Genomic DNA, 20,502 nt, shown 5'->3' on the forward strand with positions numbered 1-20,502 from the left:
ATGGCCAATCTCATCTCGGTCGTCCGCGGCCTGTTGTACCTCTGTCGCAAGGAGTTCCTGGCCATCGTCAAGGATCCCGCCAACCGTGTGATCCTCATCGCGCCGGCGATCGTGCAGACGCTGTTGTTCGGCTACGGCGCGACCTACGACCTCAACTACGTGCCCTACGCCGTGCTTGACCAGAGCAACGGGACAGCGTCCCGCGAACTGCTCGCCCGCTTCGACTCCACCGGGGTCTTCCAGCGGGTGGAGACCCTGCGGCGGGTGGAAGATATTGCCAGGGTCATCGATGGCGGCGATGCCCTCCTCGTGCTGCACATGGGCCCCGATTTCGAGGAGCGCCTGGCCAGGGAGCGAGGCAGCGACCTGCAACTGATCCTGGACGGTCGCAACTCCACCACCGCCGGCATGGCTGCGGGCCACATCAGCCGCCTGGTCGGCGAGTTCAACGCGCGCTATCTGCGCCAGGGGCAGCCACGTGTGCAGTTGGAGATGCGCGCCTGGTTCAACCCGAACCTGGAGACCCGCTGGAATATCGTGCCAGGCCTGATCGCGGCTCTTAGCATGATCCAGACTCTGATGCTGGCCGCGCTCTCGGTCGCAAGGGAGCGTGAGCAGGGCACCTTCGACCAACTGCTGGTGACTCCGCTGACGCCGCTGGAAATCCTCATCGGCAAGGCGGTGCCGTCGGTCCTCATCGGCCTCCTGCAGTCGACCCTGATCCTCGCCATCGGTCTTTTCTGGTTCCGCATCCCAATGGCCGGTTCGCTGCTCGACCTGTATCTGGGTCTGCTGGTGTTCACTACCGCGTGCGTCGGCATCGGCCTGTCGGTCTCGGCACTGTCGGGCAACATGCAGCAGGCGATGGTCTACACCTTCGTCATCATGATGCCGCTGATCCTGCTCTCCGGTCTCATCACGCCTATCCACAGCATGCCGGAAACCCTGCAGATTCTGACCTACGCCGACCCGTTGCGCTTCGCCATCGACCTGGTGCGCAGGGTGTACCTGGAAGGCGCGAGCCTGGCCGACATTTCCGGGAACTTCATTCCAATGCTGAGCGTCGCCGCAGTCACCCTGCCGCTGGCGGCTTGGCTGTTTCGCAATCGACTCGTCTGATGGGGCATGCCATGCACGCTATTCATCTTCATACCAGGTCAGGCGCAGGTGTCCTGCGCGGGTTGGTGCTGCTGCTGTCGCTCTCGTCGAGCGCCTGCACCGTGGGCCCCGACTACCAGCCGCCGCAAAGCGTTTCTCCACAACGCTGGGGCGACTGGCACAGCGGGCCGGAAGCCCTGCGCAGTACCCGACACGAGGGCGAAAGACTGCGCGACCAAGCCTGGTGGAAGGTGTTCGGCGATCCGGTGCTGGACGACCTCCAGGCCAGGGCGATACAGGCCAACCCGGAACTGCATGGCGCTATCCTGCGCTTCGCCCAGGCTCGTATGCAGCGCCGGATAGTCTCCAGCGCCTACCTGCCGGAAGTGACGCTGGAAGGGGGAGTGTCGCGCCAGAAACAGAGCCTCTACGGTATGAACAACCGCTTGCTGGAGGCTACCGAGCCGGGCAACCGGGAGGCCTTGGAGAAAGCCCTCGGCGACCCGTTCACGCTGTACCAGGCAGGCTTCGACGCCTCGTGGGAGCCGGACCTCTGGGGGCGGGTCGGACGTTCGGTAGAGGCGGCCCGGGCGGAGATCGGCATGGCCGCGGCCGCGCTCGACGACACGCTGTTGAGTATCTCGAGCGAGGTTGCCAGGAGCTATATCGAGGTGCGTACCGCACAACGCCAGATCCGTCTGCTCGAGGAGGACATCCGCATGCTCGAGGAGCGTCTGCGCCTGGTGCGGGTGAGGGCGGGCGAAGGCCTGACCGATGAGCTCTATGTCGAGCGGCAGAAAGCTGAGCTGGAGGCGTTGCGCGGACGGCTGCCGGCCTGGCAGGCGAGCGAGACGGAAGCGACCAACCGCATCGCCGTGTTGCTGGGCGAACGTCCCGGCGCCCTGGCACGGGCGCTCGAGGCGAAGCCGGGCAACGTGCTGGAAAGGGCGTTGCCCGATTTCAGGCTCGGCGTGCCCTCCGAGCTGGTCCGGCAGAGACCTGACATTCGTGCGGCGGAGCAATCCCTGCACCGTGCCACCGCGGACATCGGCATCGCCAAGGCGGCGCTCTATCCGAGCATCGCCCTGGGCGCGCGCTTCGGCTACGAGTCCTACCGGGACGGGAAGTTCGGCGAATGGGGCAGTCGCGCCTGGAGCATCGGGCCCACTCTCGACCTGCCGCTGTTCGATGCCGGCCGCAGGCGAACCGTCGTGCGTCTGCGTGAACTGGAGCAGCAGGAGGCCGCGGTGACCTTCCAGCGTACGGTGCTGGGCGCCTGGCAGGAGGTCGACGATGCCCTGAGCCGCTACCACGCCGAATACCAGCGCAACCTGCACATGCGCGACAAGGCCGCCAGCAGCCGCCAGGCCTATGAATGGACACAGGTCAAGTACGCCCAGGGGCAGGTGGACTTCCTCGAGGAAATCGACGCCCAGCGTACGTCCATGCAGGCGCAGCGCGAGCTGATCGATAGCGAGGCGCTGCTGAGGACCCAACTGATCGCACTCTACAAGACCCTGGGTGGCTGAAGGACGCCGCCCGGTTCCACGCGTTCGTCAACAGGAAAACAACAACGGCTTCTCGCTGGAGGGAACCATGCTTGCCGAAGATATCTACGCGATCATGCTGTTTTCATCGCTCATCCTGGTCGTCCCGGGGCCATCCAACACCTTGCTGCTCAGCGCCGGTTTCCATTTCGGCTCGCTGCGGGCGGCGCCCTTCATCCTGCTCGAGGCGTTGGGCTACTCGCTATCCATTTCGGCATGGGGCTGGGTATTGGCGCGCCTGTCCGAGAGCAATCCATGGATCATCAGTCTGACCAAGGCACTCTGCGCGCTGTATGTGGCGCTCCTGGCGGTGAAGACCTGGAATGCCTCGATCCGCAGTGCCGGGACCGGTAACTTCCGCCGATGGCCCTTGCACCTGTTCGTGGCAACCCTGTCGAACCCGAAGGCGCTGATCTTCGCCAGCGTGATCTTTCCCGGCAAGGCGTTCCTCGACTTCTGGAACAACTACACGATCTCGCTGCTGGCCTTCCTGGTTGTGCTGGCGCCCATCGGGATGCTTTGGGTCGGGCTGGGGGCCGGTATTCGAAAAGGCTACCTGGGGTCGATATCCGGCCCGCTGTTCTCCAAGGTCACCTCGGTCATCCTGGCACTGTTTTCAGCTTCCCTGACCTATACCATGGTGCGGGCGGCCTGAGCGTGCCATCCGTGGTCCTCGATGCTCGCTCAGGCCAGCCCATAGCTGATCTGCTCGGCCTTGACGTGGAACGCCTGCTCACGGCTCGGAAGATGCTGGTTGGCATCGGCGTTGCCCTGGCGCAGGCGTTCGGACCTCAGCGTCGGCAGGCGGAACACATCCTGCCGCTCGGTCTGCAACGCATTGCCGCGCATCAGTTCCATCAACGGAACCTGCATGGCCGGGGTGCTCTGGCCGAGGAAGTAGTTGGGCACCTCGTCGCACCACAGCAGCATGTAGTCGCTCACCGCATCGTGCTCGGCGTCGAGCACCACGTACTCGACGCGGTGGCGCAGGACCACTTCGGCGTCGATGCTCCAGCGGGTGTCCACGGTGAACAGCGGAACGTGCTTTTCCACGTCCACCAGCAGGCCATTCACCGCCTTGCAGCCGGACTTGCGGCAGGCCACGTGGTAGCGCTTGTCGGGGAGGGGGTGACGCGCCACCACGTCGCGCCCGCCAAGCAGGTGCAGGTCGAACTCCTTGATGCGGATGTCGATCAACTCGCACGGCAGGTCGAACCCCGCAGGCGTCAGCAGCCTGGGGCAGAAATGGATAAGCATGGTTTTCTCCATCAGGCATGCCCGGGGCTTTCCCGCCCTGGGGGAGAGGTATCTCTATCGGTCGCAGGTCAGCCGGCAAGCCGCATCCTGACGGACGAGGCAGAGCCTCGCCCGGTGAAAGACGCGAACGCCGGTCCTGGCGGACCTCGCTGGATTTTTCTGGCTCCGGGCGCTCCCGCGCTTCCAGGGGGCGTCTCGGGCGAGTGTCAGCTCCCGGTCTTGACCCGGCTCCAGACCCGGGTACGTATTCTCTCGACCTTCAGTGGCAGGGTTTCCAGCGGGAAGAGGGTCGCCATGGTTTCCTTGCTCAGGTAAACCGCCGGGTTTTCCCGCAGCTTCCGCTCTACCAGCGGCAGCGCCGCCTGGTTGCCATTCGGATAGCCCACGTAGTTGGAGGTCCTGGCGATGACCTCCGGACGCAGCAGGTAGTCGATCAGCGCATAACCCTGCTGCGGATGCGGTGCATCCTTGAGCAGCACCATGTTCTCGGCCCAGACCAGCGAGCCTTCCCGGGGAATGCTGTAGGCGATATGGCGACCGTTCCCGGCCTGTTCGTTGTTGACCTGGGCCATGTAGGCCGTGCCCTGCCAGCCGACCACCACGCAGACGTTGCCGTTGGAGAGATCGGTGTCGACTCTGGAGGAGTCGAAATAGCGAATGTAGGGGCGAACCTTCAGCAACAGTTTCTGGGCTTTCTGGTAGTCCTCGGGATTCTGGCTGTTGTGCGGCAGGCCCAGGTAGTTGAGGGCGATGGACACCAGCTCGGTGGAGGAGTCCAGCGTGGCCACGCCGCACTGGCTGAGGCGGGAGATGTTCTCCTCCTTGAAGACCAGGTCCCAGGAGTCGACCGGCGCGTCGGGGCCGAGCAGCTTGCGGACCTTGTCCACGTCGTAGGCGATCCCGGTGGTTCCCCAGAGATAAGGTACGGCATAGCGATTGCCGGGATCGTTGGCCTGGAGCTTCCCGAGGATGTCCGCGTCGAGGTTCTTCCAGTGGGGGAGCCGGTCGCGGTCGAGTTCCTGGAGGACGCCCGCCTTGATCAGCCCGGGCAGGATGTTGGAGGTGATCACCACCACGTCGTAGCCGGAGCGGCCGACCATCAGTTTGCCCTGCGCGGTCTCGGCGCTGTCGAAGGTGTCGAGGACGACACGGGTGCCGGTTTCCTTCTGGAAAGCCTTGGGCGTTTCCGGGGCGATGAAGTCATACCAGTTGTAAAGATGGACGCTGGTTTGCGCAGCCCATGCACTGTCCGCCGCTGTCGCACCGATCGTCGTCAGGATCGATAACGCCAGTGCACAAACTTTTTTCATTGGATTTCCTTTCCGAAACGAAACAAGTTGGATTTTGCACCTACCAGAACTGGTAGTTCTGACCTGTGGCTATCTTCGAAGGCATCGATATTATGCACATTGGAACTCTTCATGACATAACGCCGAGTGACTAATCCCAGAGGAGTAGTTGTGTGGATATCGCATTGCACGGCGGCGCCTGGCACGAGTCACTGGGAAAGTTGCTCGAAGCGCTGGACCGGCCGTTCTTCTGGCGGATCCTGGCGCAGACCCTCGGCCAGTTCGCCCCCGTCGACAACTGGGCGGCCCTGATATTCAGCGATTCCAGTCCCTTGATTCTTTCCTTCATGGAGGAGGAGAGAGAAGAAGTCGAGCCGGACCCGCTGATCAGTCGATATATAACCGGACTTTATCTGCAAGATCCTTTCTACCAGGTATCCAGGAACTGTCGGCGCGGCGGGCTTTTTCATCTTGCGGATATCGTCTCCGAAGATTTCGAAACGACCGAATATTACAATACGTACTTTGCGCATTATGTGGTGACGGACGAAGTTCAATATAACGTCCCGCTGGATGGTGAAAGAACCCTATGCCTGTCGTTGGGCAGCGAGAGCCGCTTCGGTGCCGAGCAGATCGCGCTGTTCGAGCTGCTTCGCCCGTGGGTCATCGCGCTGATGAAAAAACGCATCCACTTCGAGGATGCGGTCAGGGAGGAGGCGAAACCGATCGCAGCGGCGGAGGTGGAAGTCCAGCCCTGGAGAGGGTTGATATCGCCGCTGACCGCGCGGGAGTCGGATGTCATCCGGCTGATGCTGGATGGATACTCGAACAAGGAAATAGCGGATCGGCTGACGCTGTCGATCGCCACTATCAAGGTGCATCGCCGGCACATCTACGCGAAGCTGAACGTGAAGTCCCACTCCGAGATATTCGCGCTGTTGATCAACCCGCCCGCGCCGCGGCTCGCCGACGCACGCTAGTGCGCCGCCTGCGGAGGAACCCGGGCGCATAAGGTTATGCGAAATTCATATTGCCCGACGCTGAAAAAGCCGGCGTCGGATTGCACTCATGGGCGAATTCCATCCAGGACGATTCGACCATGCCCGATGTACGTCTTTCCTCTCGTTCGTTGACCCCCGTGCTCTGTGCGGTGGGGCTCGCCTGCGCGCTGCAGGGCGAGGTGCAGGCCGCCGACGGTGGGCCGCGCGACGTGGCCACGGCGCCCCGGGTATTCGACATAGCGCCCGGCGAACTGGCCGAGGTGTTGTTGAACATCGTGCGCCAGGGACACGTGCCGATCGCCTTCGACCAGCGCCTGGTGGCGGGGTTGCGCGGACCGGATATCCGCGGCCGGCTCAGTGTCGAGGACGCCTTGCGGCGTGCCCTGGCCGGCAGCGGGCTGGCATACGCGCAGGACGAAAGCGGTGCCTTCGTCCTGCGCCGCGGACAGGCGCCTGTGCAGGAGACGCGAGGTGCGACGGTGGCACCGACCTTGTCCACCGTGGTGGTCACCGGCACGCGCAAGAGCGATGTGAAGGCGCAGGACAGCCTGAGCCCGATCGACGTGGTCAGCGCTACCCAGCTACGCAGCAGCGGTGCGGTCGACCTGCGCGATGCGCTGGTCAAACTGCTGCCCTCGCTGACCCGCCAGGCCCAGCCGTTCAACGCCTCGGCGTTGACCCACACGCAGTCGCTGCGCGGGCTGAGCCCCAACCATGTGCTGGTGCTGGTGAACGGCAAGCGTCGCCACGAAACGGCCAATCTCAATATCAGCGGCGGGCTGGAGAAGGGCTCCACCGGGGTCGATCTGGACACCATCCCGATCAACGCCATCGAACGTGTCGAGGTGCTGCGCGACGGTGCTTCGGCACAGTACGGTTCGGACGCCATCGCCGGGGTGATCAACGTCATCCTCAAGTCCGCCGACAGCGGCGGGTCGGCGGCCGCTGACGTCGGGCAGACCGGCGACGGCGACGGCTTCACCCATGGCGGCGGGGGGAACATCGGGCTGGCCTTCGGCGATAGCGGCTTCGTCAACCTCACCGCCGAATATCGCGAGCAGGAGCGCACGATGCGCAGCGGCATCGATGAGCGCACCGGTCGGCGCGACAATATTTCCATGGGCGATCCCGCGTTCCACCGGCAATCGTTGGCGCTCAACTCGGGTTTCGGGTTGGGCGACGATATCGAGGTGTACGGCTTCGGCACCTATACCCGGCGCAAGGCCTCCTCGGCGGCCAACTATCGCCTGGCTTCGGTGGCGCCGACGCTGTATCCGGACGGCTTCACGCCGCGCCCGAACAGCGACGAGGACGACTATGCGTTCCTCGCCGGGGTGCGCGGCGAGCGTCTGCTGGATGCCTGGCACTGGGACCTGAGCAGTGGCTACGGCGCCGACCGTCCCGATATCGGCATGACCCAGTCGGTGAACGCGGCGATCTACCGTGAAACCGGCAACAGCCCGAGAAGCTTCGACCTGGCGCGCTACCGCAACAGCCAATGGACCAGCAACCTGGACCTGGGGCGAGAATTCGAACTGGATTTCCTCGCTGCTCCGCTGGCGTTGTCGCTGGGTGCGGAATACCGGCGGGAAAGCTACCGCATCGACGCCGGCGACCCGGCGTCCTACTACAGCGGCGGGGCGGAATCCCTGGCTGGCCTCTCGCCGCTCAGCGAGGGGCAATGGTCGCGGCACGCCTGGGCGTCCTACCTGGACCTGGGTACCTCCCTGACCCCAGCCTGGGAGGTCGACGTGGCGGTGCGCCACGAGAAATTCAGCGACTTCGGCAGCACCACCAACGGCAAGTTCGCCACCCGTTACCAGTTCGATCCGCGGGTGGCGCTGCGCGCCAGCGTAAGCAGCGGGTTCCGCGCGCCGTCCCTGGTCCAGGAGCACTACACCGGCCTCAGCGTCGGCCCGACCATCGCCCTTGGCCTGCTGGCGGCCAACTCGCCGGCGGCGAAGATGCTCGGCGCCGACGAACTGCAACCGGAGAAGTCGACCAGCTTCAACCTTGGCCTGGTACTCAGCCCGTGGGAAAACGTCGGGCTGAACATCGACGCCTACCAGATCAGCATCCGCGACCGCATCGTCGACAGCGCCACCTATTCCGGCCAGGAAGCCATCGATGCCCTGGCCGCGGCGGGGATCTCGTTGCCGGCCAGTGCCAGTACGGTCAGTACCCACTACCTGGCCAACGGTGCCGACACCCGCACCCGCGGTGTCGACATCACCGGTCACTACCTCGTCGCGCTTGGCGAGTACGGGCAGGTCGACTGGGAACTGTCGGCCAACTTCAACCGCACCACCTTGCGCAAGAACCATCGAGGCGCCAACGGCGAGCCGCTGCTCAATGCCCAGCAGGTCGCCTGGATCACCAGCTCCACCCCGCGCAGCCAGGTTTCCCTCGGCGGCACCTGGAGCCGCCAGGACTGGGAGGTCAGCCTGCGCCTGACGCGCTACGGCCGGACCAGCTCGGAACTCGACTACACGGTAGGGCCGGACGCCTGGTCGACGGAGAAATTCAACCATTTCGTCAACGACCCGAAGTACATCACCGACATCGCCGCGCGCTACCGGCTCAGCGCCGACCTGACGCTGACCGCCGGCGCCGACAACCTGTTCGACGTCCGTCCGGACAAGCTGCCCGCGCAGAACACCACCTATGGCGACGTGCTGCGCTACGACACCTATGCCTCGCAGATCGGCTTCAACGGCGCCTTCTACTACCTACGCGCGGCATACCGCTTCTAGAGGGCCAGGCGTGGCGCAACGAGAATTTTCCGCGACCAGCGGCGGCGTGCTGCTGGCGTCGGTGGTGGCGATCATGCTCGGGCCCACCGGCATCCTGCTGAACACCTTCAGTCTGTTCATCGCACCGATGAGCGGCGAGTACGCCTGGGACCGCGCCGAGGTGTCGTTGCTGGTGACGCTGTTCGGACTGGCGGTCGCCATCACCAGCCCGCTCAAGGGCTGGCTGATCGACCGTTGGGGCGCGCGGCGGACAATGCTCGGGCTGACCGCGGCCCTGTCGCTGCCGCTGCTCGGCCTGGCGGCGGTGAATGCCGTCTGGCAACTCTACGCGCTGTTCCTGCTGATCGGCCTGCTGGCGCCAGGCAACCTGCCTTACGGACGTATCCTCGGACTCTGGTTCCGCCAACGCCTGGGCGTGGCCTACGGCCTGTTAGGCCTGGGCTTCGGGGTGGGCGGGCCGCTGGGCCTGCTGGTCGGCCACCAGAGCCTCGAAGCGTGGGGCTGGCGCGGCGCTTTCCTGGTCTACGGCGTGCTCGAACTGGGCCTGGCGCTGCCGCTGCTGGCCTGGCTGTTCCGCGAGCCAGCGCCGGGTGCTGGCGTGGCCGCCGGCGCGGCCGTAGCGGAAACCGCGCTGAGCGGATCGACGGCGCCCCAGGCCTGGCGCAGCGCCAGTTTCTGGCTGGTGCTGGGCAACCAGGTACTGGCGGTGTTCGTGATGTCCGGGATCATGACCCATGGCGTGCCGATGCTGGTGGAGCGCGGTTTGTCCCGGGGCGAGGCGGGCACCGCGCTGTCGGCGTTGTGGGTCGGCATGATGCTGTCGCAGCCGCTGATGGGCTGGCTTCTCGACCGCGTGGCGACGCCTCGGGTGGCGTTGCCCTTCGCCCTGGCGGCGGTGCTCGGCATGGCCTGGTTCCTGGTGGGCGACACACCGAGCGGTCTATGGCTGGCGGTGTTCCTGGTCGGCCTGGGTGGAGGAGGGGAAAGCGGCACCACCAAGTACCTGTTGATGCGCTACTTCGGCCTGCGCAGCTTCGGTGTGATCTACGGTTCGATCCAGCCGTTCACCTTCGCCCTGTCGATCAGTCTCGGCGCTTACCTGCTGGGCTGGCTGTACGACCGCGCCGAAGGCTACGGGACGGCCGAATGGGTGCTGCTCGCGGCTTTTTCCCTGGCTGCGTGCAGCCTGTTCGTCTTTCGCCCCTATCCGCAGAAATTGCCCTGAAGGGAATCATGCCGGCTAGCGTTCGCCCTGGCGCCGCGCGGTCTTGCCGGCGAGGCGGGCCTGGCGATAGTCGTTGGCACACTGTCCCGTCCAGCGACGGAAGGCGTGGCGAAAACTGGAGGTATCCATGTAGCCCAGCCTCTCGGCGACTTCCTCGATGCGCAGTCGCTCGTCCCGCAGCAGTTGGCGCGCCCTGTCGTGGCGGACCAGGTCGAGCACTTCCCGGTAGTTGGTGCCCTCGTCGGCGAGCCGTCGGCGCAGCGTCCGCTCGGTGACCTTCAACTGCCGGGCGACCCAGGCGATGCTCGGGTAGCGGTCCTGTAGCACCTCCAGCAGTGCCACGATGCGTTGGCGGTAGCCGCCCATCTCGCGGGTGACGCGGGTGTTGAAGGCCTTGCTGCCGAGCGCCAGCGAGGCCTGGAACACGGCGGAGTTGGCAGTGGCGATCTCGGCCTCGAGCAATTCCTCGGGGAGGGTGAAGGTGATGCCTGCGCCGGCGAAATACACCGGCACCCGGAAATACTCCTCGTATGCCCGCACGTCGCCGTTCCTTTCCGGGAGGCGCAGGCGGACCAGTTCCAGCTCGCCCAGCAGCAGGTCGCGGAACACCGCGTAGGCGGCCGACGCCAGGACGTTGGCGTGATACAGCCGGGCCGACTGCGGCCAGTCCGGCTTGTCCTGCAGGTCGATATCCACATCCACGGTGTCGCAACTGGAACGTCGCACCGCGATCCCGCGGATATCCTTGCGGAACAGCAGCATGTTGGTCTTGATCAGTTGCAAGGCTTCGCCCACGGTGCCGGCACTCTGCAATGCCAGCCCGGCGACGCCGTAGTCGGAAAGGCGGTAGTGCTCCCCCAGGCTCAGGCCTTCCAGGGGGGAGCGTCCGTTCAGCACGATCCACTCGTAGAGCGCTTCGCTGGGCAGGCGCGGCTCGGCAGCCGAACCCTGACGCATGTCCGGAGGCGTGATGCGTTGCGCGGCGAGGTAGTTGTTGAGTGGTCGCCACTCGAAATCGTACTGGATGTTTTCGGACGGGCTCATCGGTTACCTCTTGCACGCGATGCTATCGCCCTGAAGGCGTCAGGGCTTCGTTATTCCATGCGGATGTCGTTTCGGTTGATTTTCGTACGCTGGGCTTCCGGCAATCACTACCTTGCGTAAGGGGTTGACAGGAGCGGGGTCTGCGTATAGCCGCGCCTCCGCGACGCCGTGCCGATCGGTCGTGCATGCTTGCCGTGGCCCGGCTGAGCACTGCCGTCCCGGCCACTCTCGCCGGGGTGGCTGCGCCTGGATGATCGTCGTGGGCGGTGGTGGCGCGGGCCGGTCGCCCTGAGCTTCAGGCGCCATCGCCGCTTGCCGGCGCTCGGGAGGCCGCTGGCCAAGGAAAACCGTAGCGCCGCGGCGGGCGGCGGCTAGCGGGGATTTCCGGCCACGCGTGCCGTGCCCGGGCCACGCTTGCCTTCCCGGCGCGCCGGACTCCCGGTGGCCTGGAGGACAGGAAAAGCGAGCGGCGAGGTGTCGGCGAGCAGGGTCAACTCGATCTTCTGATAGGGGCGGTGGGCTGTCCGGGGCGGCTAGGATGGACATTTTCATCGTCTCGGGCAGGCCTGTCGCGACCGCGCGAAGTCGCGACGGATGCCGCTGCTAAGGAGCAACGGATGACCGTTCTTATCCAGGGGGCCGGGATCGCCGGCCTGGCGCTGGCGCGCGAATTCACCAAGGCAGGCATCGACTGGCTGCTGGTCGAGCGGGCCAGCGAGATCAGGCCCATCGGTACCGGCATCACCCTGGCGAGCAATGCGTTGACGGCGTTGTCCAGCACCCTGGATCTCGACCGGCTGTTCCGCCGTGGCATGCCGTTGGCCGGCATCAACGTATACGCCCACGACGGTTCGATGCTGATGTCGATGCCTTCCAGTCTGGGTGGGAATTCCCGCGGCGGCCTGGCGTTGCAGCGCCACGAACTGCATGCGGCGCTACTGGAGGGGCTGGATGAGTCGCGCATTCGGGTCGGGGTCTCCATCGTGCAGATCCTCGACGGACTCGACCACGAACGCGTGACCCTGAGCGACGGCACTGTCCACGACTGTTCGCTGGTGGTCGGTGCGGATGGCATTCGTTCGAGCGTGCGACGTTATGTCTGGCCGGAGGCGACCTTGCGTCATTCCGGCGAAACCTGCTGGCGCCTGGTCGTTCCCCATCGGCTGGAGGACGCCGAGCTGGCGGGAGAGGTCTGGGGGCACGGCAAGCGCCTCGGCTTCATCCAGATCAGCCCGCGCGAGATGTATGTCTACGCGACCCTGAAGGTGCGCCGGGAGGAGCCCGAGGACGAGGAGGGCTTCGTCACCCCGCAACGGCTGGCCGCCCACTACGCGGACTTCGACGGCATCGGCGCGAGCATCGCCCGGCTCATACCGAGCGCCACCACGCTGGTGCACAACGACCTCGAGGAGTTGGCCGGCGCCTCCTGGTGCCGCGGACGGGTAGTGCTGATCGGTGACGCCGCACACGCCATGACGCCGAACCTGGGGCAGGGCGCGGCCATGGCCCTGGAGGACGCCTTCCTGCTGGCGCGCCTGTGGTGTCTGGCGCCGCGCGCCGAGACGCTGATCCTGTTCCAGCAGCAACGCGAGGCGCGGATCGAGTTCATCAGGAAGCAATCCTGGATCGTCGGCCGCCTTGGTCAATGGGAATCGCCCTGGAGCGTCTGGCTGAGGAATACCCTCGTTCGCCTGGTGCCGAATGCCAGTCGCAGGCGCCTCCACCAGCGTCTTTTCACCGGTGTCGGTGAGATGGCCGCGCAGTAGCCGCCGGTGCCAGTGGCGTCTTGGTCGCCTGTTTTCGACTTCGGCGATGGTCGCTATGGAGGAGTCCCGGGCAACCAGGGCGCTTGCGCTTTACCAGGCCCGGCGTCGCTGGGCTCTCCACAGATTCGCCGGTTTTTGCTGCGATCCGGTCTGCCGCTCGCTGGGGGCTGGCGGTATACTTCGCAGTGCCCGTTCGATGCCGTCGAATGATGTTTCCATGACGCTTGATTTATGACGCCTTTGCGCCAAGCTAGGTCATGGGATGGCTTTCTGTTAAGGTTGCCGAAATCTCCTGGGGGCCCGTGTGGGCGGTTGTCTGCTAATGCGCGACGAGGTGCAGCGTGATTAAGGTGCTGGTGGTCGACGACCACGATCTGGTACGCACCGGTATTACCCGCATGCTGGCCGACATCGAAGGCTTGCAAGTGGTCGGCCAGGCCGACTGCGGTGAAGACTGTCTGAAACTGGCCCGCGAACTGAAGCCGGATGTCGTCCTGATGGACGTGAAGATGCCCGGTATCGGCGGCCTGGAGGCAACCCGCAAGCTGCTGCGCAGCCAGCCCGACATCAAGGTCGTGGTAGTCACCGTCTGCGAAGAGGATCCGTTCCCCACCCGCCTCATGCAGGCCGGCGCCGCCGGCTACATGACCAAGGGCGCGGGGCTGGAGGAAATGGTCCAGGCGATTCGCCAGGTCTTCGCCGGCCAGCGCTATATCAGCCCGCAGATCGCCCAGCAACTGGCGCTGAAGTCCTTCCAGCCGCAGCAGCACGATTCCCCCTTCGATTCGCTGTCCGAGCGCGAGATCCAGATCGCCCTGATGATCGCCAACTGCCACAAGGTGCAGAGCATCTCCGACAAGCTGTGCCTGTCGCCGAAGACCGTGAATACCTATCGCTACCGCATCTTCGAGAAGCTCTCGATCACCAGCGACGTGGAGCTGGCGCTGCTCGCCGTCCGCCACGGCATGGTCGATGCCGCCAGCTAGATGAGCGCCGTTTTCGACGCAAGCGCTTTCCTCGCTACCTGCAGCAATCGTCCGGGCGTCTACCGCATGTTCGATGCGGACGCCAAGCTTCTCTACGTGGGCAAGGCGAAGAGCCTGAAGAAGCGCCTGGCCAGCTATTTCCGCAAGTCCGGCCTGGCGCCGAAGACCGCTGCGCTGGTGGCGCGGATCGCCCAGGTGGAAACCACCATCACCGCCAATGAAACCGAGGCGTTGCTGCTGGAGCAGACGCTGATCAAGGAGTGGCGGCCGCCCTACAACATCCTGCTGCGGGACGACAAGTCCTATCCCTTCGTGTTCCTCTCCAGCGAGGACGAGTATCCGCGGCTGTCCCTGCACCGTGGCGCGAAGAAGCGCAAGGGGCGTTACTTCGGTCCCTATCCGAGCGCGGGAGCGATCCGCGAGAGCCTCAACCTGCTGCAGAAGGCGTTTCTCGTCCGCCAGTGCGAGGACAGCTATTTCCGCAACCGTACGCGGCCCTGCCTGCAATACCAGATCAAGCGCTGCAAGGGGCCCTGCGTGGGGCTGGTCAGTCCTGAGGAGTACGCCGAGGACGTGCGCCACTCGGTGATGTTCCTCGAAGGAAGGAGCAACGCGCTGGCCGACGAGCTGAACGTCGGCATGGAGCAGGCGGCGATGCGCCTGGACTTCGAGAAGGCGGCGGAGTTGCGCGACCAGGTGGCGATCCTGCGGCGGGTCCAGGACCAGCAGAGCATGGAAGGTGGCAACGGCGACGTCGACATCGTCGCCGCCATCGTCACCCCTGGCGGCGCTTGCGTACACCTGATCAGCGTACGCGGCGGGCGGGTGCTGGGCAGCAAGAACTTCTTCCCGCAGGTCGCGATCGAGGAGGAGGTGGGCGAAGTGCTGCTGGCGTTCCTTGGCCAGTACTATCTCAGCCACCAGGAGCGCGACCTGCCGGCGGAGTTGATCGTCAACGTGACGCACGAGGATTTCCCGGTGCTGGTTTCGGCGATCGCCGAAGCGCGAGGCCGCGAACTGGAGATCAGCTACCGGGTGCGTGGTACCCGCGCCCGCTGGCAGCAACTGGCGGTGACCAACGCCGAACAGGCCCTGGGCGCACGCCTGGCCAACCGCCAGCATGTGGCGGCACGCTTCGAAGCCCTTGCCGAGGCGCTCGACCTGGCGGAGCCGCCGCAACGCCTGGAGTGCTTCGATATCAGTCACTCCAGCGGCGAGGCCACCGTGGCTTCCTGCGTGGTGTTCGGCCCGGAAGGGCCGCTGAAGTCGGACTATCGCCGCTACAACATCGAAGGCGTCACGGCCGGCGACGACTACGCGGCGATGCACCAGGCGCTGACCCGCCGCTTCAGTCGCCTGAAGGACGGCGAGGGGAAGATGCCCGACATTCTCCTGGTGGATGGCGGCAAGGGGCAATTGGCCATGGCCCAGGAGGTGCTCCAGGAACTGGCGGTCGCCGGTCTGATCCTGCTCGGCGTGGCCAAGGGCGTGACCCGCAAGCCGGGGCTGGAAACCCTCTACCTGAACGATGCCTCCCACGAGTTCACCCTGCCGGCCGATTCGCCGGCGCTGCACCTGATCCAGCAGATACGTGACGAAGCGCACCGTTTCGCCATCACCGGCCACCGTGCGCGGCGCGGCAAGGCACGGCGGACGTCGACGCTGGAGGACGTCCCTGGCGTCGGCCCGAAACGTCGGCGCGACTTGCTCAAGCATTTCGGCGGGTTGCAGGAATTGTCGCGGGCGAGTATCGATGAACTGGCCAAAGCCCCCGGTATCAGTAAAAAGCTTGCCGAGCAGATTTATGCCGTCCTGCACAGCGAGTAGAATGCCGGCTCACCTCGCAGCCTAGATGGTCCGATGAATATCCCCAATCTGCTCACGTTACTGCGCGTCCTGCTCATTCCGATCTTCATTCTGCTGTTCTATCTGCCGACGTCCTGGAGCTACCTGACCGCCAGTGCCGTGTTCGCCCTGGCCGCCGCCACCGACTGGCTGGACGGCTACCTCGCCCGGCGCCTCGGCCAGAGCACGCCGTTCGGCGCCTTCCTCGACCCGGTCGCGGACAAGCTGATGGTGGCGGTTGCGCTGGTCTTGCTGGTGGAAGAGCACGCCAACCTGTGGCTGACCCTGCCGGCGGTGATCATCATCGGCCGCGAGATCGTGGTTTCCGCCTTGCGTGAGTGGATGGCCGAACTGGGGGCGAGGGCGCAGGTCGCGGTGTCCAACCTGGGCAAGTGGAAGACCGCGGCGCAGATGCTGGCGCTGGTCATTCTCCTGGCGAATCCGCCGCTGATGACCTTCTGGGTGATTCTCGGCTACGTGCTGCTGATCATCTCCGCGGCGCTGACCCTGTGGTCCATGGTGCACTACCTGCTGGCCGCGTGGCCGCATCTGTCGACCACCCCGAAAGAGAAATAAACTTTTTTGAATCAAGGAGTTGACACGGCGCCGCGATGCTATACAATGGCGCCCGTCACCAAGACGATGCGGGAATAGCTCAGTTGGTAGAGCACGACCTTGCCAAGGTCGGGGTCGCGAGTTCGAGTCTCGTTTCCCGCTCCAATTTTGGTTCTGTAGAGTTCCACTGAATTCTGCAAGCCATTGAAAACAGGGCCGAAAGGCCCTTTTTTCATTCCAGTGACGTCCGCTGGAAACCGCCAACATCCGGGACTTTTAAGTCCATTTTTAAGTCCATGAATACGGATGAGGCGCTTTCCGGATTGTTGCTGGAGGAGCGAGGCCAACGAGACAAGCATCTAGTCCTGACTCATAGTTCAGGAGCTGGAGCATGGCACTCTCAGATATGGCTGCCCGGAACGCCAAGGCGACCGGCAAGGCTTACACCGTCAGCGACATCGACGGCCTCTCCCTCGCGGTCTCTCCGACCGGAGGTAAGACCTGGCACTACCGTTACTACTGGGCTGGCAAGCAGAAGCGCATGTCGCTGGGCACCTATCCGGAGGTTGGCCTTCGGGAAGCGCGCGCCCTCCGCGATGCGGCCCGCGCGTTGCTGGCCAAGGGCATCAATCCCCGAGCAGATCGCAAGCAGAAGCGCCAGGCTGTCCGTCTGGCCGACGAACACACCTTCCAGGCCGTGTTCGACAAGTGGGTCGAGCACCGCAGGCTCGTCCTCAAGGAAGGGCGTCAGAGCACTCTGACGCAGATCCTTCGCATCTTTAAAAAAGACATCCTGCCCACACTCGGGAAACGCCCCGTCTACGAAATTCAGCGTCCGGACCTTCTGGAGGTCGTAGCCAGGATTGAGCGTCGGAAGGCGCTCAGCGTGGCGGAGAAGGTGCGTACCTGGTTCAGGCAGATGTTCCGATACGCGCTGATCATCGTGCCTGGCCTGCCGCAGAACCCGGCGTTCGATCTGGATGTGGTGGCGTTGCCGATGCCGCCCGTTCGTCACAACCCGTTCCTGCGAATGGATGAGTTGCCGGCAATGCTGTCACGGCTGAGAAAGTACCATGGTCGGCTTCAGACACAGCTGGGGCTTCGACTGCTGCTCCTGACCGGCGTGCGTACGGGGGAGCTTCGGCTGGCGACACCTGATCAGTTTCATCTCGATCAGGGTCTATGGATCATCCCCCCGGAGGTTGTGAAACAGTTGCAGCTTGAGATGCGCAAGGAGGGCAAGCGGCCCGGCGACATTCCTCCCTACATCGTTCCTCTGTCGGCACAGGCCATGGAGATCGTTCAGCACATGCTGGAGCAGTTCAAACCTGCTCAGCGCTACCTGTTCTCACATGGCTGGGACCTGAAGAAGCGCATCAGCGAGAACACACTCAATCAGGCTCTCAAGCGCATGGGCTATACGGATCAATTGACGGGGCATGGCATTCGGGCGACGATTTCGACTGCACTGAATGAAATCGGCTATCCGAAAGTCTGGGTAGACGCGCAGCTTTCGCATTCAGATCCTGACAAGGTGAGCGCCGCCTACAACCATGCGGAATACGTGGAGCAGCGCCGACGCATGATGCAGGATTGGGCTGACCGGCTCGATCTGTTCGAACAGCATCAGGTGGAGGCCGCGAGCATGCACCTGACCGTCCATCTGGAAGGTGTTCCGGAGGTTCCTGATGAAGTTCCAGAGGGGGCGGAGGTCGCCATTGCACCTGCCCCTATCGTGTTGGTCTCGAAGCCTGGAGTCGGCATGCCTGCGCTGCCGGACACGGTGCATCGACTGTCCGCGATCACGGGGCCGCGTACACCACCGGTCTTGTCGGAAAGCCAGCGCGAGCAACTGGAGCGGTTGGATATCTTCAATTCGCCACACCTGCTTTCTGCGGCCGATTTTGCAAAAATGGCTGGCAAGTCGCGGCGGTGGATCAGCTACGAGATCAGCGGACGCAAGATGTTGGCGCTGAGCCTCGGCAACCTCGGTCAGCGCGTCCCGGATTGGCACTTCACGCCCCTCAAGCACAAGCTGATACAGGCGGTTCTCAAGTTCGCGCGTGATGCGGACTCGTGGGAGATCTACCGCGCGCTTTCTGGGCCGCACGATGACTTCAAGGGGCTTGCCCCCATCGAAGCGGTGACCGCAGAGAACCTGCACGAAGTCGTTATGGTGGTGTGTTTTTCGCTGAAGGACAGCCAGGCGATGCTTCGGCTGGCGTAGTGGCCTGCTGGCAACGCTGTGTTGAGACCTGGCGGGCTGCGCTCAAAGTCAGGCCATTTAAGAACTTGCGGCGGTCAACTAAGTGATACCGACTGATCGAGACTGATCGAGCTTGCGCGCTCGCTCGATCAGCCGTTCGGTGAATGGTGAAGGCGCGTTTTGAGCGCGTAGCAAATACGTGCTCAGATCGTTCGGCGATCCCGCCAGCGGCCGCATCACGATGCCAAGCTTTCGTGCCGTATCGATGCGTGATTTTCCCGCGAAGCCGATTCCGTAGCCCGCAGCGACCAGAACGGCCATCAGTTCGAAAGATTTCGCGTGGTCGACCACGTTGAGTTTCGACGTGGCCGAGCTCAACAATTCCATGATCTGATGGCTAAGGGGCTCACAGTGCTCTGCTGACCAAAGCACCAGGGGGTACTGCACGGCCTTTTCCAGCGTGATTTCCGGGAACTCCAGGAGCGGTGAGAGCGCTGGAACCGCCACGGCAATCTCATCATGCCACAGCAGCTCGTTTTGCAGCTTGGCCTCAGCGGGCGGTGCGACAGCAAATCCAAGATCGTAACGACCATCCTTCACCCCGCTGACCTGCTCGGAAAACAAAGTCTCGGTAAGGCATATCGCCGTGCCGGGCTCCTCTGCGCGCTGCTTCGCCAAGAGGTGCGTCAATGTTGCGGTGAAGGCTCCGAAGGAGACGGCGATCCGTACCGATTCAGGGGGTTGCTGGCATTGCATGGCTGGCTCTCCTGTAAAGAAGGATGCGGTAGACAATGCCAGATAATAGCAGTCCGCGTTTAATTAAACGTGGTTTAATTTATGCTCTTATTTCACGCTTTTGTAGATGCAAAAGCGTGAAATAAGGCGAGGCCGGCCTACAGGCAGTACAAGTTTTGAGGCGGAGCCGGCCAAGGCGTTTGGCATGGCGGTAAAGGCGTTGAGGACGGAGCGCGGAACGGCCCAGGAGGCACTGGGAAACATGGCCGGAATCGAACGCGCGCACATGGGCAGAATCGAGCGGGGTGAGCACATGCCCACCCTGGCGCTGATCCTGCGCATTGCAGATGCGCTGGAATGCAGCGCGGCTCTGCTTATCGAAGAGACAGAGAAGTGCCTGAAGCTTGTTCGCGCCGGCGTCATGGCGAATGAAGGACAGGCCGATCGCGTTTGATGCTCACCATCAGATTACATCGGTGGCATCTACTCGACATTCTTCCAGGCGGATGCGGGAACTCTGTCCCACAGTTGACCATGGGTGATTTCTGCGCGGCGGTGGTCGCATGCCCCTTCAAATTCTCCTAGTTCAGAAGATGGGGTTTGGGGAGCAGTGGAACCAAAAACCAACGTAAGGCTTAGCTAGAGTTCACCGCTGCCGAAAATAGGGGCGGTTATCCAGACTTTGTTTTACTGAACGACTTTTCTGCACTGCTTTTCATGCGTTTGGACGGCCTGGCGTCAGTGCCTGCCAGGGTTCGACAAAAGGATGGTTTTCCCGAACTAACCAGACGCCACAAGGGTTTGCGGGCAGGCGCTGGGCTTAAGTGCACTTTCTGTTCCGTTGCTCCCCAAACCCCAAGATGGAACGCGGTCTTTCATATGACTGTAGACCTGTTCCAAGGTGTGCAAGGTCTGGCATTTTCTGAACTGCATTAAATATCTTTTTCTTATCATTGATTGTCGCTTGCATTTATCCGAATTGACAATTGAGGGAGACGCTTCTGGTGTTTGGTTTAAATGTAACTCGGTGGAAATTGTTATTAGAATGTGCTTAAAGATTATATTTTCGTGAATGCATTCACACCGAATTGTTGACGTGTGCTCATAAGATTTTCAGGTTTCGATTTGAGCAGGATTTTCGTTAGGCGAACGACATAGGTGGAAGGCAAATCCCGCGGCAGGTATTTGCCTCAAT

Annotated in this window: 17 protein-coding genes and 1 tRNA gene; 13 read left to right on the top strand and 5 right to left on the bottom strand. The window is 63.4% G+C overall.

Annotated features, from left to right (window positions below):
• The 3 genes from ACTJJX_RS18225 to ACTJJX_RS18235 all read left to right on the top strand — a co-directional run bounded on the left by ACTJJX_RS18225 (window position 1) and on the right by ACTJJX_RS18235 (window position 3,300).
• Window positions 1-1,119, top strand: a complete 1,119-nt coding sequence (locus ACTJJX_RS18225; RefSeq protein ID WP_003143845.1) for an ABC transporter permease — start codon at window positions 1-3, stop codon at window positions 1,117-1,119.
• Window positions 1,120-1,130: 11 nt separating this feature from the next.
• The gene (locus ACTJJX_RS18230) at window positions 1,131-2,627 is read left to right on the top strand and encodes an efflux transporter outer membrane subunit (RefSeq protein ID WP_045107870.1); all 1,497 of its coding nucleotides are present in this window, start codon (window positions 1,131-1,133) and stop codon (window positions 2,625-2,627) included.
• Window positions 2,628-2,694: 67 nt separating this feature from the next.
• Window positions 2,695-3,300, top strand: a complete 606-nt coding sequence (locus tag ACTJJX_RS18235) for a LysE family translocator (protein ID WP_003097564.1) — start codon at window positions 2,695-2,697, stop codon at window positions 3,298-3,300.
• A 29-nt stretch (window positions 3,301-3,329) separates the two neighbouring features.
• Here ACTJJX_RS18235 and qteE read toward each other — a convergent pair whose 3' ends face one another.
• Window positions 3,330-3,902 (bottom strand): quorum threshold expression protein QteE, encoded by a 573-nt coding sequence (gene qteE, locus ACTJJX_RS18240; RefSeq protein ID WP_003090369.1) that lies wholly within the window; start codon window positions 3,900-3,902, stop codon window positions 3,330-3,332.
• 206 nt (window positions 3,903-4,108) lie between these two features.
• Window positions 4,109-5,212 carry a polyamine ABC transporter substrate-binding protein gene (locus ACTJJX_RS18245; RefSeq protein WP_003160427.1) on the bottom strand — a complete coding sequence of 368 codons (1,104 nt, stop codon included), beginning with the start codon at window positions 5,210-5,212 and terminating at the stop codon, window positions 4,109-4,111.
• Between the two features lie 152 nt (window positions 5,213-5,364).
• On the opposite strand from ACTJJX_RS18245, the gene vqsR reads away from it, so the two are divergent.
• From vqsR to ACTJJX_RS18260, 3 genes are all read left to right on the top strand, one after another.
• Window positions 5,365-6,171, top strand: coding sequence for a transcriptional regulator VqsR (gene vqsR / locus ACTJJX_RS18250; RefSeq protein ID WP_003097562.1), 807 nt, complete (start codon window positions 5,365-5,367; stop codon window positions 6,169-6,171).
• A gap of 119 nt (window positions 6,172-6,290) precedes the next feature.
• Window positions 6,291-8,945, top strand: coding sequence for a TonB-dependent receptor (locus ACTJJX_RS18255; protein ID WP_003143848.1), 2,655 nt, complete (start codon window positions 6,291-6,293; stop codon window positions 8,943-8,945).
• 10 nt (window positions 8,946-8,955) lie between these two features.
• Window positions 8,956-10,170 (top strand): MFS transporter, encoded by a 1,215-nt coding sequence (locus ACTJJX_RS18260; protein WP_016852791.1) that lies wholly within the window; start codon window positions 8,956-8,958, stop codon window positions 10,168-10,170.
• 15 nt (window positions 10,171-10,185) lie between these two features.
• Here the strand turns inward: ACTJJX_RS18260 and ACTJJX_RS18265 are convergent, their stop codons facing one another.
• The gene (locus ACTJJX_RS18265) at window positions 10,186-11,214 is read right to left on the bottom strand and encodes an AraC family transcriptional regulator (RefSeq protein WP_016852792.1); all 1,029 of its coding nucleotides are present in this window, start codon (window positions 11,212-11,214) and stop codon (window positions 10,186-10,188) included.
• A gap of 617 nt (window positions 11,215-11,831) precedes the next feature.
• Here ACTJJX_RS18265 and pqsH point away from each other — a divergent pair.
• From pqsH to ACTJJX_RS18295, 6 genes are all read left to right on the top strand, one after another.
• Window positions 11,832-12,980 carry a 2-heptyl-3-hydroxy-4(1H)-quinolone synthase gene (gene pqsH, locus ACTJJX_RS18270; RefSeq protein WP_003090354.1) on the top strand — a complete coding sequence of 383 codons (1,149 nt, stop codon included), beginning with the start codon at window positions 11,832-11,834 and terminating at the stop codon, window positions 12,978-12,980.
• A 341-nt stretch (window positions 12,981-13,321) separates the two neighbouring features.
• Window positions 13,322-13,966 carry a response regulator transcription factor GacA gene (gacA, locus tag ACTJJX_RS18275; protein WP_003090351.1) on the top strand — a complete coding sequence of 215 codons (645 nt, stop codon included), beginning with the start codon at window positions 13,322-13,324 and terminating at the stop codon, window positions 13,964-13,966.
• A complete protein-coding gene (gene uvrC, locus ACTJJX_RS18280; protein WP_003097551.1) occupies window positions 13,967-15,793 on the top strand; it encodes an excinuclease ABC subunit UvrC in 1,827 nt (608 codons plus the stop codon).
• A 33-nt stretch (window positions 15,794-15,826) separates the two neighbouring features.
• On the top strand, window positions 15,827-16,387 hold the full coding sequence (pgsA, locus tag ACTJJX_RS18285; RefSeq protein ID WP_003090349.1) for a CDP-diacylglycerol--glycerol-3-phosphate 3-phosphatidyltransferase: 561 nt from the start codon (window positions 15,827-15,829) through the stop codon (window positions 16,385-16,387).
• Window positions 16,388-16,455: 68 nt separating this feature from the next.
• Window positions 16,456-16,531: transfer RNA gene (locus ACTJJX_RS18290), tRNA-Gly, on the top strand.
• A 226-nt stretch (window positions 16,532-16,757) separates the two neighbouring features.
• Window positions 16,758-18,593, top strand: a complete 1,836-nt coding sequence (locus ACTJJX_RS18295; protein WP_023102453.1) for a tyrosine-type recombinase/integrase — start codon at window positions 16,758-16,760, stop codon at window positions 18,591-18,593.
• Window positions 18,594-18,671: 78 nt separating this feature from the next.
• Here the strand turns inward: ACTJJX_RS18295 and ACTJJX_RS18300 are convergent, their stop codons facing one another.
• Window positions 18,672-19,328 (bottom strand): LysR family substrate-binding domain-containing protein, encoded by a 657-nt coding sequence (locus ACTJJX_RS18300; protein WP_023102454.1) that lies wholly within the window; start codon window positions 19,326-19,328, stop codon window positions 18,672-18,674.
• Window positions 19,329-19,512: 184 nt separating this feature from the next.
• Here ACTJJX_RS18300 and ACTJJX_RS18305 point away from each other — a divergent pair, with 184 nt between their 5' ends.
• Entirely contained in the window at window positions 19,513-19,761 is a 249-nt protein-coding gene (locus ACTJJX_RS18305) for a helix-turn-helix domain-containing protein (RefSeq protein ID WP_023102455.1), read from the top strand.
• A 29-nt stretch (window positions 19,762-19,790) separates the two neighbouring features.
• Here ACTJJX_RS18305 and ACTJJX_RS18310 read toward each other — a convergent pair whose 3' ends face one another.
• A complete protein-coding gene (locus tag ACTJJX_RS18310; RefSeq protein ID WP_146537840.1) occupies window positions 19,791-19,934 on the bottom strand; it encodes an Hha/YmoA family nucleoid-associated regulatory protein in 144 nt (47 codons plus the stop codon).
• Window positions 19,935-20,502: the final 568 nt, after the last annotated feature.

It is taken from the genome of Pseudomonas sp. 22490, from assembly GCF_052044465.1.
GTDB classification, from domain to species: domain Bacteria; phylum Pseudomonadota; class Gammaproteobacteria; order Pseudomonadales; family Pseudomonadaceae; genus Pseudomonas; species Pseudomonas aeruginosa.

Bases quoted from the DNA above. Each gene is read 5' to 3' on its own strand.
- ACTJJX_RS18225 (WP_003143845.1), top strand. From the start codon at position 1: ATGGCCAATCTCATCTCGGTCGTCCGCGGCCTGTTGTACCTCTGTCGC.
- ACTJJX_RS18230 (WP_045107870.1), top strand. From the start codon at position 1,131: ATGCACGCTATTCATCTTCATACCAGGTCAGGCGCAGGTGTCCTGCGC.
- ACTJJX_RS18235 (WP_003097564.1), top strand. From the start codon at position 2,695: ATGCTTGCCGAAGATATCTACGCGATCATGCTGTTTTCATCGCTCATC.
- qteE (WP_003090369.1), bottom strand. From the start codon at position 3,902: ATGCTTATCCATTTCTGCCCCAGGCTGCTGACGCCTGCGGGGTTCGAC.
- ACTJJX_RS18245 (WP_003160427.1), bottom strand. From the start codon at position 5,212: ATGAAAAAAGTTTGTGCACTGGCGTTATCGATCCTGACGACGATCGGT.
- ACTJJX_RS18255 (WP_003143848.1), top strand. From the start codon at position 6,291: ATGCCCGATGTACGTCTTTCCTCTCGTTCGTTGACCCCCGTGCTCTGT.
- ACTJJX_RS18265 (WP_016852792.1), bottom strand. From the start codon at position 11,214: ATGAGCCCGTCCGAAAACATCCAGTACGATTTCGAGTGGCGACCACTC.
- pqsH (WP_003090354.1), top strand. From the start codon at position 11,832: ATGACCGTTCTTATCCAGGGGGCCGGGATCGCCGGCCTGGCGCTGGCG.
- uvrC (WP_003097551.1), top strand. From the start codon at position 13,967: ATGAGCGCCGTTTTCGACGCAAGCGCTTTCCTCGCTACCTGCAGCAAT.
- pgsA (WP_003090349.1), top strand. From the start codon at position 15,827: ATGAATATCCCCAATCTGCTCACGTTACTGCGCGTCCTGCTCATTCCG.
- ACTJJX_RS18295 (WP_023102453.1), top strand. From the start codon at position 16,758: ATGGCACTCTCAGATATGGCTGCCCGGAACGCCAAGGCGACCGGCAAG.
- ACTJJX_RS18300 (WP_023102454.1), bottom strand. From the start codon at position 19,328: ATGCAATGCCAGCAACCCCCTGAATCGGTACGGATCGCCGTCTCCTTC.
- ACTJJX_RS18305 (WP_023102455.1), top strand. From the start codon at position 19,513: ATGGCGGTAAAGGCGTTGAGGACGGAGCGCGGAACGGCCCAGGAGGCA.